We start from the raw sequence: 10,941 nt of genomic DNA on the forward strand, positions 1-10,941 counted from the left end.
GGCACCAGAGCAGCAGGGTGCGCACCGGCGTGGCGCGCTCACCGTGGTCGGGTCGGCGTGACCGGCACGCCGGGGCCGGCCGACGCCGTCCGCGGCCGCCCGGCCCAAGGAGATCAAGGTCTGGCTGCCCGGTGACGGGCTCACCCGCGTCATCCCCCGACCGGCGGCCGCGGACGGCGTCGGCCGGCCCCGGCGTGGCGCGCTCACCGTGGTCGGGTCGGCGTGACCGGCACGCCGGTGCGCACCCTGCTGCTCTGGTGCCCGGACTGGCCGGTCATCGCCGCCGAGATCGTCGACGGGGTGCCCGCCACCGGCCCGGTCGCCGTGCTGCACGCCAACCGGGTGGTGGCCTGCTCCGAGCAGGCCCGCGCCGAGGGGGTACGGCGGGGCCTGCGCCGACGGGAGGCCCAGGGGCGCTGCCCGCAGCTGACCGTCGTCGACCACGACCCCGGGCGGGACGCCCGCGCCTTCGAACCGGTGGTCGCCGCCGTCGAGGAGGTCGTCGCCGGCGTCGAGGTGGTACGCCCCGGCGCCTGCGCGGTGGCCGCCCGGGGCCCCAGCCGCTACCTCGGCGGCGAGGAGGCGGCCGCCGAACGGATCGTCGAGCAGGTGGCCCAGGCCTGCGCGGTGGAGAGCCAGGTCGGGATCGCCGACGGGGTCTTCGCCGCCGGGCTGGCCGCGCGCACCGGCCGGGTCGTGCCACCGGGCGGGACGCCGCAGTTCCTGGCCGGACTGCCGGTCGAGGCGCTCGGCCGGCCCGCGCTGGCCGACCTGCTGCGCCGGCTCGGCGTGCGTACCCTCGGCGACTTCGCGGCGCTGCCCGGCGGTGACGTGCTGGCCCGGTTCGGCCTGGACGGGGTGCTGGCCCACCGGCTCGCCGCCGGGCGGGACGACCGCCCGCTGGCCGTCCGCCAGCCCCCGGTCGACCTGGCGGTGACCGCCGACCACGACGAGCCGCTCGAGCGGGTCGACGCGGCCGCCTTCGCCGCCCGCGCGCTCGCCGAGCGGCTGCACGACCGGCTCGCCGGGTACGGGCTGGCCTGCACCCGGCTCGGCATCGAGGCGGTCACCGCGCACGGCCAGGAGCTGCACCGGGTCTGGCGGCACGACGGCCTGCTCACCGCCGCGGCCATCGCCGACCGGGTCCGCTGGCAGCTCGACGGCTGGCTCACCGGCAGCACCGGCCGCGCCGGTGCCCGCCCGGCCCGGCCGACCGCCGGGATCGTCCGGCTGCGGCTGGTCCCCGACGGGGTGCTGGCCCGGTCGGGGCTGCAACCCGGCCTGTGGGGCGAGACCGGCGAAGAACGGGAGCGGGCGCACCGGGCGTTGAGCCGGGTGCAGGGCATCCTCGGCCCGGAGGCGGTGGTCACCGCCGTGCTCGGCGGTGGTCGTTCCCCGGCCGACCAGACCCACCTGGTTCCCTGGGGCGACGAGCGGCTCCCCGCCCGCCCCGGCCCGCCGCCGCTGCCGGGTGAGCCGGCCGGCGTCGCCGACCGGCCCGGGGGCCGTGCCCGGGGTGCCGGTGGGGACCGCGCCGGGGGCACCGCCCGGGCCGGTCGGGGCCGTGCCGCGGGCGCCGGCCGGGCCGCCGGTGCCGGGAGCGGCCCGGCCGCCGGCGGAGGCAGCGCCGTCCCGCCGTGGCCGGGGCGGCTGCCGCCGCCCGCGCCGGCCGTGGTGCTGCCCACCCCGCTCGCCGCGACCGTGCACGACGCCGCGGGTGAGCCGGTCGTGGTCAGTGCCCGCCTGACGGTGAGCGCCGCGCCGGCCCGGCTGGCCGTCGGTACGGCCCGGCCGGTCGAGATCGTCGGCTGGGCCGGCCCGTGGCCGGTGGACGAGCGCTGGTGGGCCCCGGCCGAGGCGCGGCGCCGGGCCCGGTTCCAGGTCTGCCTGGCCGACGGCGCCGCCCTGCTGCTGGCGGTCGAGGCCGGCCAGTGGCTGGTGGAGGCGATCTATGACTGAGCCGGTCCGGTCGCCCGCGGAGGCGGCCGGATGAGCTTCCACAACCCCAAGCTGCCCTGGTCGGAGCTGGAACGGGTGCTCTCCGGGCGACCCGGCGGCGGGTCGGGCGGCGGGAGGCCGCCGGGTGGCCGGTCGCGGGACGAGCGGCACCTGCACGTGGTCGATCCGCTCGCGGTCGACGCCGACGGCGGCGACGCCCCCGCCTGGAGCCGCAAGCGCCGGCAGTACGAGGCGCCCGAGCTGCCCGCCCCGGACGGCACGGTCCCGTACGCCGAGCTGCATGCGCACACCAACTTCAGCTTCCTCGACGGCGCCAGCCACCCCGAGGAACTGGCCGAGGAGGCCGCCCGGCTGGGGCTCACCGCGCTCGCCGTCACCGACCACGACGGCTTCTACGGCGTGGTCCGTTTCGCCGAGGCGGCCCGCGCGCTGCACCTGCCGACGATCTTCGGCGCCGAGCTCTCCCTCGGGCTGCCCGGCCCGCAGAACGGTGAACCCGACCCGCACGGCGCGCACCTGCTGGTGCTCGCCCACGGCCACGAGGGGTACGCCCGGCTGGCCGCCACCATCTCCCGCGCCCAGCTGCGCGGCGGGGAGAAGGGCCGACCGGTCTACGGCGAGCTGGAGGAGGTCGCCGCCGAGCTGCGCGACCACGTGCTGGTGCTCACCGGCTGCCGCAAGGGGCACGTGCCCGGCGCGCTGCTCACCGAGGGCGTCGACGCGGCGGCCCGCGAGCTGGACCGGCTCACCGCCCTCTTCGGCGCCGAGACGGTGGCGGTGGAGCTGACCGACCACGGGCACCCGGTCGACGCCGACCGCAACGACGCCCTCGCCGAGCTGGCCGCCGCCGCCGGGCTGCCCACGGTGGCCACCAACAACGTGCACTACGCGACCCCGGGCCGGCGCCGGCTCGCCACCACCCTGGCGGCGGTCCGGGCCCGGCGCAGCCTGGACGAGATCGACGGCTGGCTGCCCGCCGCCGCCACCGCCCACCTGCGCAGCGGCGCGGAGATGGCGGCCCGGTTCGCCGCGTACCCGGGCTCGGTGGCGCGGGCGGCCGAGTTCGGCGCCGAACTCGCCTTCGACCTGCAGCTCGTCGCGCCGCAGCTGCCGGCGTACCCGGTGCCGCCGGGGCACAGCGAGATGAGCTGGCTGCGCCACCTGACGATGGTGGGCGCCCGGGAGCGCTACGGCCCGCCCGAGGCGCACCCCGAGGCGTACGCGCAGCTGGAGCACGAGCTGCGGATGATCGAGGAGCTGGGCTTCCCCGGCTACTTCCTGGTGGTCTACGACATCGTCACGTTCTGCCGCGAGCAGGACATCTACTGCCAGGGCCGGGGCTCGGCGGCGAACTCGGCGGTCTGCTACGCGCTGCGGATCACCAACGTCGACGCGGTCCGGCACCGGCTGCTCTTCGAGCGCTTCCTCGCCCCGGAACGCGACGGCCCGCCCGACATCGACGTGGACATCGAGTCCGACCGCCGGGAGGAGGTGATCCAGCACGTCTACGCCCGGTACGGCCGGGAGCACACCGCCCAGGTCGCCAACGTCATCTCGTACCGGCCCCGGTCGGCGGTGCGGGACGTGGCCAAGGCGTTCGGCTACTCACCCGGGCAGCAGGACGCCTGGAGCAAGCAGATCGACCGGTGGGGCTCGGTGGCGTCGGTCGACGTCGAGGACATCCCCGAGCAGGTGGTGGCGTACGCCAACGAGCTGCAGACGTTCCCCCGGCACCTGGGCATCCACTCCGGCGGCATGGTGATCTGCGACCGGCCGGTGATCGAGGTGTGCCCGGTGGAGTGGGGCCGGATGCCCGGCCGCAGCGTGCTCCAGTGGGACAAGGACGACTGCGCGGCCGTCGGCCTGGTCAAGTTCGACCTGCTCGGCCTGGGCATGCTCTCCGCGCTGCACTACGGCTACGACATGATCGGGATGACCCTCGACCTGGGCGACATGACGCTGGACGACCCCGAGGTCTACGACATGCTCTGCCGGGCCGACTCGGTCGGGGTGTTCCAGGTGGAGAGCCGCGCCCAGATGGCCACCCTGCCCCGGCTCAAGCCCCGCGAGTTCTACGACCTGGTGGTCGAGGTGGCGCTGATCCGGCCCGGCCCGATCCAGGGCGGCTCGGTGCACCCGTACATCCGGCGCAAGAACGGCCAGGAGCCGGTGACCTTCGCGCACCCGCTGATGCGCAACGCGCTGGAGAAGACCCTCGGCGTGCCGCTGTTCCAGGAGCAGCTCATGCAGCTCGCGATCGACCTGGCCGGTTTCGACGCGGCCGGGGCCGACCAGCTGCGCCGGGCCATGGGGGCCAAGCGCTCGGTGGAGCGGATGGCGCAGATCGCCGACCGGCTCTACGCCGGGATGGCCGAGCGGGGCATCACCGGCGAGCTGGCCGACGACGTCTACCGCAAGCTCACCGCGTTCGCCAGCTACGGCTTCCCGGAGAGCCACGCGATGAGCTTCGCCTACCTGGTCTACGCCAGCTCCTGGCTCAAGCGCTACCACCCGGGGCCGTTCCTGGCCGCGCTGCTCAACGCCCAGCCGATGGGCTTCTACTCGCCGCAGACCCTGGTCGACGACGCCCGCCGGCACGGGGTCGAGGTCCGCCGGCCGGACATCAACGCCAGCGGAGCCAAGGCGGTGCTGGAGTCGACGCCGGAAACCCGGTGGGGGAGCCGGGCGGGGGAGCCGCCGCACGCCTGGGGGCTGGGCGGTCCGGCGGTCCGGCTCGGGCTGGGCAGCGTACGCACCCTCGGTGACGACGTGGCCGAGCGGATCGAGGCGGAGCGGGTGGCGCACGGGCCGTACCGGGACATGCCGGACCTGGCCCGGCGGGCCGGGCTCACCGCCGCGCAGCTGGAGGCGCTGGCCACCGCGGACGCCTTCGCCTGTTTCGGGCTGACCCGGCGCCAGGCGCTCTGGGCGGCCGGCGCGGCGGCCCAGGACCGGCCGGGCCGGCTGCCCGGCACGGTGACCGGGACGGCCGCGCCCACCCTGCCCGGAATGGAGGCGGTGGACCGGCTGGTCGCCGACGTCTGGGCGACCGGGCTCTCCCCGGAGAGCCATCCGGCCCGTTTCATCCGCGACCGGCTCGACGCGCTCGGCGCGGTGCCGATCGCCCGGCTCGGCCGGGTGGAGCCGGGCCGGCGGATCCGGGTCGGCGGGATCGTCACCCACCGGCAGCGGCCCGCGACCGCCGGCGGGGTGACCTTCCTCAACCTGGAGGACGAGACGGGGATGCTCAACGTCACGTGCTCCCCGGGGCTGTGGCAGCGCTACCGTCGGATCGCCCGCACCAGCGCGGCCCTGGTGGTGCGCGGCCGGTTGCAGCGGCACGAGGGGGTCACCAGCCTCACCGCCGACCGGCTGGACGCCATCGAGCCGCCGGTCAGCCCGGCGTCGCGGGATTTCCGCTGATTTCAGTGATCCACATTACGGTTTCCTCGGACGCCAGGCGGGAGACTTCCGGGCACGTGCGGGCAGAGTGGCCCGCTCGCGGCAAGGGGGAAGACGCGATGACGTCGAACAGCATGCACACCGGCGGCGTGGCGAACGCCCGGCGGACCCGGCTCGCCGCCGGGTGGGCGCCGGCGCAGGACGCCCAGACGCGCGAGTACCAGGTGCACGACGGTCCGGTGGCCAACGCCAACCGGTCCCGCGCGGAGGAGGACCCCGCCGCCGGCGGCGAGTCCTGACCAGCGCGGTACGCCTGCGGGGGTCCGGTGGCGCAGGTGACTAGGCTCGACCGGGTGGAGCAGACCACCCGGTTCACCGGGCCGCCGCTGACCCCCCGTACCGCTGTCATCTGGTCGGTCCTCGCCGCCGAGCTGGACCGACGTGCCGGCGCCGAGCTGACCGTGCTGGACGTCGGCGGCGGGACCGGCGGCTTCGCCGTCCCGCTCGCCCAGGCCGGGCACCGGGTCACCGTGGTCGACGCCAGCCCGGACGCGCTCGCCGCGCTGACCCGCCGGGCCGCCGAGGCAGGGGTCGCCGCCCGGGTACGCGCGGTGCAGGGCGACGGCGACGCCCTGGCCGGGCTGGTCGAACCGGCCAGCGCCGACCTGGTGCTCTGCCACTCCGTGCTGGAGGTGGTCGACGACCCGACGCCGGTGGTCGACGCGCTGGCCGCCGCGCTGCGGCCCGCGGGTGCGGCCAGCGTGCTGGTCGCCGGCCGGGCCGCCGCCGTGCTGGCCCGGGCGATGAACGGCCACCTGGACGTCGCCGCCGCGCTCGCCGCCGCCCCGGACGGCTCCGCCGGGCCGCGGGACACCCTGCGCCGGCGCTTCGACGCCGAGGGCGCCGCCGCGCTGCTGCGCGCCGCCGGGCTCACCGTCGAGGAGATCCACGGGGTACGCGTCCTCGCCGACCTGCTCCCCGCCGCCGTGGCCGACGGCCAGCCGGGCAGCCTGGTCGAGCTGGAACGGGACCTCGCCGCCCGGCCGCCGTACCGGGACCTCGCCGCCCAGCTGCACCTGTTCGCCCGCCGGCCGGCATGACCGCCCCGGCTCCGCCCGGTCCGCTGGACGTGGTGGCGCCCCGCTACGGCGGCGGCAGCCTCGCCGACGTGGTGCCCAGCGCGCTGGCGGTGCTCGGCGTGCCCGGCGCGGTCGACCTGCTCGGCCTCACCCCCCGGCTGTCCGGGGTACGCCGGATCGCCGTGCTCCTGGTCGACGGGCTCGGCTGGTACCAGATCCCGACCGCCGCCCCGTACGCGCCGATCCTGGCCGGGCTCACCGCCACCGTCGGGCGGCCGCTGACCTCGGGTTTCCCCTCCACCACCCCGACCAGCCTGGTGAGCCTGGGCGCGGGCGTCGCGCCCGGGCCGCACGGGGTGCTCGGCTTCACCGTCCGGGTGCCCGGCACCGACCGGGTGCTCAACCACATCGAGTGGACCGGCGACCCCGAGCCGCTGACCTGGCAGCCGGTCCGTACCCAGTGGGAGCGGGCCCGGGCGGCCGGCGTCGCGGTGACCGTGGTCAGCCGTCCCGAGTTCGCCGGCAGCGGGCTGACCCTGGCCGCCAACCGGGGCGGCGACTACCGGGGCGCCGCCGGAGTGGACGCCCTGGCCGCGACGATGCTCGCCGCGCTCGCCGCCGGTCCCGGGCCGACCCTGGTCTCCGGCTACCACCCTGACCTGGACCGGCACGGCCACCTCACCGGCGTCGACTCCGCACCGTGGCGGGTCGCCGCCGCCGAGGTGGACGCGCTGCTCGCCCGGCTCGTCGACGGCCTGCCGCCGGACGCCGCGCTGCTGGTCACCGCCGACCACGGGCAGCTCGACGTGCCCGCCGCGCACCGCTTCGACCTGGACACCGATCCCCGGCTGCGCGCCGGGGTGCGGGTCGTCGCCGGCGAGCCGCGGGTGCGGTACCTGCACGTCGAGCCGGGCGCGGTGGACGACGTGGTGGCCACCTGGTCGGGGGTGCTCGGTCCGGCCGCCCGGGTGGAGACCCGGGCGCAGGCGGTGGCCGCCGGGCGGTTCGGCCCGGTGCCGCCGGAGCACCTGCGGCGGGTCGGCGACGTCGTGGTGACCTGCCACGGCACGTACGCCGTGCTGGCCAGCCGCTCCGAGCCGCCCGCGGTGTCCCGGCTGGTGGCGTACCACGGGGCGGACACGGCGGCGGAGCTGACCATCCCGCTGCTGGTCGTGCGGGGCTGACCGGCCGGGCTGTCGTACCGGCGGGCTAACCTGCGGGAATGGGTCGGAGCCAGTCCTTGCCGCGCGGTGGTGGTGACCCGCGTTTCGGTCCCGGCGCCGACGACTCCGGCAGCCCGATCCTGCACGTCGACATGGACGCCTTCTTCGCCTCGGTGGAGGTGCGCCGCCGCCCCGAGCTGCGCGGCCGGCCGGTGGTGGTCGGCGGGGTCGGGCCGCGCGGCGTGGTCAGCTCCGCCAGCTACGAGGCCCGGCGGTACGGCGTCCGCAGCGCCATGCCCACCATGCGCGCCCGCGCGCTCTGCCCGCACGCGGTCTACCTCCCGCCCGACTTCGAGCAGTACACCGCGGCCTCCCGGGCGGTCATGCAGATCTTCCGGGACGTCACCCCGCTGGTCGAGCCGCTCTCGCTGGACGAGGCGTTCCTCGACGTGGCCGGTGCCCGGCGGCTGTTCGGCCCGCCGGCCGAGATCGCCCGCCGGATCCGCGCCCGGGTGGCCGCCGAGCAGGGGCTGACCTGCTCGGTCGGGGTGGCGCCGACCAAGTTCGTGGCCAAGCTCGGCTCCACCCGGGCCAAGCCGGACGGCCTGCTCGTGGTGCCCGCCGACCGGGTGCTGGAATTCCTGCACCCGTTGCCGGTCGCCGCGCTCTGGGGGGTGGGGGAGCGCTCCGCCGAAACGCTGCGCCGGCTGGGGCTGACCACCATCGGCGACCTCGCCGAGGCGCCGTACGGGATGCTCCGCAAGGCCGTCGGCGAGGCGTCCGCCACCCACCTGCACGAGCTCGCGTGGGGGCGCGATCCCCGGTCGGTCAGCCCGGAGCACGTGGAGAAGTCGATCGGCGCCGAGACCACCTTCGACGCCGACGTCGCCGACCCGCTGGAGATCCGCCGTACCCTGCTCGCCCTCAGCGAGAAGGTCGGCACCCGGCTGCGCCGGGCGGGGCAGGTCGGGCGGACGGTCTCGCTCAAGGTGCGGTTGACCGACTTCCGCACGGTCAACCGGTCCCGCACCCTCGGCGTGCCCACCGACACCGCCCGGGAGATCTTCGACACCGCCTGGGGCCTCTACACCGTTCTCGACCCGGGAGAGCGGGTCCGGCTCCTCGGCGTACGGGTGGAGGGGTTGACCGGGGCGACCGAGACGCCGCGGCAGTTGACCCTCGGCGCGCCCGAGCGCGGCTGGCGGGAGGCGGAAGCTGCCGCCGACGCCGCTGCTGCCCGTTTCGGGCGGTCCGTCATAGGTCCGGCCAGTCTGCTCGGCCGACGTGATCCCCGTCGAGGCGAAAATCCGACCCGGCCGTAGGTCGTCCCGCTTTCCGACGCGCGAACCCCCTCGTAGACTTGACGGCAAGCAGCCGGTTGGCTGCTACGGTCTGTCGGCCCGACCGGGCCGACCAACGTGACCGGGGAGGAGTGCCGTGCCGCTCTCGGAGCACGAGCAGCGGCTGTTCGAGCAGATCGAGCGGTCGCTTGCCGAGGACCCCAAATTCGCCTCGGCCGTGCGCGCCAGCGACCCGCGTTTCCACGCGCGGCGTCGCCTGCTCGTCGCTGCCGGCGTGGTCGTCGTCGGCCTGGCCCTGTTGGTCTACGGCGCGGTGATCAAGACTCCGCCGCTGGCAGTGGCGGGCTTCGTCGTCATGCTGGCCGCGCTGGGCTACGCGGTGCAGTCGCATCGCCGGTCGCAGTCACCCGACCTGCACGTGGTGGGTGGCACGACGAGCCGCCGTCGTCCGCGCGGGCGCGCGGGGGGTCGACGGCCGTCGCTGCTGGACCGCATGGAGGACCGGTGGCGGCAGCGCCCGGAGGGACATCGCTGAACGCCCACCGCCGCTGAGGCGGGTGGGCGTCGCCACGACGGTGGGCACCGGACGCGCTCCGGTTACCTCCGTCATTCCCGCACGCCCGTCTGAACGCACGGAAATGCGCCATGCCGGACGACTTGCTGCGGCACCGCAGACGCAACGTCCCCAGCGCCCGAGTCTGGCGGCGCGGGACCCCACCACCCGGCACGCCCGACCTGCCCCCACGGCACGCACACTTTCAGAGAAAGCGTGGCTATTCCTCGTGGCGGTTTCAGGTGGCTGTTGCAACGAGGTGTTTGTTGAGTGCTTGAGCGGGATTCTGCCAGTTGAGGGTTTGGCGGGGTCGTCCGTTGAGTTCGCGGGCGACGGCGTCGAGGTCGTCCTGGGTCCAGGTGCGGAAGTCGGTGCTGGAGCGGGGGAAGTACTGGCGGAGCAGGCCGTTGGTGTTTTCGTTGCTGCCGCGTTGCCATGGGCTGTGGGGGTCGCAGAAGTAGACCTTGCAGTCCGTCGCCAGGGTGAAGGCAGGGTGTTGGATCATCTCGATGCCCTGGTCCCAGGTCAGGGTTTTGCGTAGCTCGGCGGGCAGGCGGCGCATCAGGCCGATGAGGGTGTCGATGACGTGTTCGCTGACCCTGGATTCGGGCAGGGCGCCGAGCATGACGTAGCGGGTGGCCCGCTCGACCAGAGTGATGATGGCGCTGGAGCCTCGGGCGCCGATGACCAGGTCACCTTCCCAGTGCCCCGGCACCGCCCGATCGTTGGCTTCCGCCGGGCGGGTGGAGATGTGAAAGTCGCGCACCCACGGCCGGGCGCCCCGGCCGGCAGTGGCCTGTCGTGACTGCGGCCGGCGGAGCGCACGTCCGGAACGCAGAGCGACCTGCCGGGCCAGCTCCTGGCGCATCCCACCGCGGGCCTGGAAGTAGATCGCCTGATAGATCGTCTCGTGCGACACCCATTGCTCCGCGGACTCGGGATACTCGCACCGCAACCACCGAGCGATCTGCACCGGCGACCACCGCTGGGCGAGCTTGTCTTTGACAATCTCCCACAACGGCGGCATCGGCTGCCCCCACCGCGGCCGCAGCTTTCCCGTGCGAGGCCGCCGCGCCCGCTCATCAGCGCGACGCTGCGCCACCTGATGCGAATACCGCCACCCATACGCCGGCCCCCAACTGGCCGGACAACCCTGCCCGGGCACGTAACCCGAGCGCCGTCCCCGCGGATGCACCGCACCCTGCAGCCCAGGACCCCGCCCATTGGTCCGGTTCCGGCGCACCTCCCGCCACACCGTCGACCGATCCCGCCCGATCACCGCAGCGATCTGCCCGAACCGCAACCCCTGCCCGAACAACACCTCAATCTGCGCCCGCTCCACGGGCGACAACCGCTTCCCCGGCATGAACCCTCATCCTCACGAGAATCCACCCCGTTGCAACAACCACTTGAGCCCGAGCGAGGAATAGCCACGCTTTCTCTGAAAGTGCATGGCCGGGACGGGTCGGCCCGAGGCGCGCCCG

7 protein-coding genes and 2 pseudogenes are annotated in these 10,941 nt (G+C 75.5%); 8 read left to right on the forward strand and 1 reads right to left on the reverse strand.

Features of this window, described 5'->3' with window-relative positions; all coding sequences use genetic code 11:
* Nucleotides 1-222: 222 nt before the first annotated feature.
* From ACSNN7_RS19145 to ACSNN7_RS19180, 8 genes and pseudogenes are all read left to right on the forward strand, one after another.
* A pseudogene (locus ACSNN7_RS19145) lies at nucleotides 223-1,470 on the forward strand (DNA polymerase Y family protein); the annotation flags it as partial.
* 156 nt (nucleotides 1,471-1,626) lie between these two features.
* Nucleotides 1,627-1,959 (forward strand): annotated as a pseudogene (locus ACSNN7_RS19150) (DNA polymerase Y family protein); the annotation flags it as partial.
* 30 nt (nucleotides 1,960-1,989) lie between these two features.
* The gene (locus tag ACSNN7_RS19155) at nucleotides 1,990-5,382 is read left to right on the forward strand and encodes an error-prone DNA polymerase (RefSeq protein ID WP_436682198.1); all 3,393 of its coding nucleotides are present in this window, start codon (nucleotides 1,990-1,992) and stop codon (nucleotides 5,380-5,382) included.
* Nucleotides 5,383-5,480: 98 nt separating this feature from the next.
* Nucleotides 5,481-5,660, forward strand: coding sequence for a hypothetical protein (locus ACSNN7_RS19160; protein WP_436682200.1), 180 nt, complete (start codon nucleotides 5,481-5,483; stop codon nucleotides 5,658-5,660).
* Between the two features lie 36 nt (nucleotides 5,661-5,696).
* A complete protein-coding gene (locus tag ACSNN7_RS19165; RefSeq protein WP_436682201.1) occupies nucleotides 5,697-6,461 on the forward strand; it encodes a class I SAM-dependent methyltransferase in 765 nt (254 codons plus the stop codon).
* Nucleotides 6,458-7,624, forward strand: coding sequence for an alkaline phosphatase family protein (locus tag ACSNN7_RS19170; RefSeq protein WP_436682203.1), 1,167 nt, complete (start codon nucleotides 6,458-6,460; stop codon nucleotides 7,622-7,624). The genes ACSNN7_RS19165 and ACSNN7_RS19170 overlap by 4 nt, the downstream gene beginning before the upstream one ends.
* Before the next feature lie 38 nt (nucleotides 7,625-7,662).
* Entirely contained in the window at nucleotides 7,663-8,925 is a 1,263-nt protein-coding gene (locus tag ACSNN7_RS19175) for a DNA polymerase IV (RefSeq protein WP_436682204.1), read from the forward strand.
* Between the two features lie 115 nt (nucleotides 8,926-9,040).
* Entirely contained in the window at nucleotides 9,041-9,439 is a 399-nt protein-coding gene (locus ACSNN7_RS19180; protein ID WP_088961106.1) for a DUF3040 domain-containing protein, read from the forward strand.
* Between the two features lie 256 nt (nucleotides 9,440-9,695).
* On the opposite strand, the gene ACSNN7_RS19185 is transcribed toward ACSNN7_RS19180, so the two are convergent.
* Nucleotides 9,696-10,823: an IS30 family transposase gene (locus ACSNN7_RS19185; protein WP_436682205.1), complete on the reverse strand. Its 1,128-nt coding sequence runs from the start codon at nucleotides 10,821-10,823 to the stop codon at nucleotides 9,696-9,698.
* Nucleotides 10,824-10,941 lie beyond the last annotated feature (118 nt).

This window comes from Micromonospora sp. URMC 105, assembly GCF_051386295.1.
Taxonomy (GTDB): domain Bacteria; phylum Actinomycetota; class Actinomycetes; order Mycobacteriales; family Micromonosporaceae; genus Micromonospora.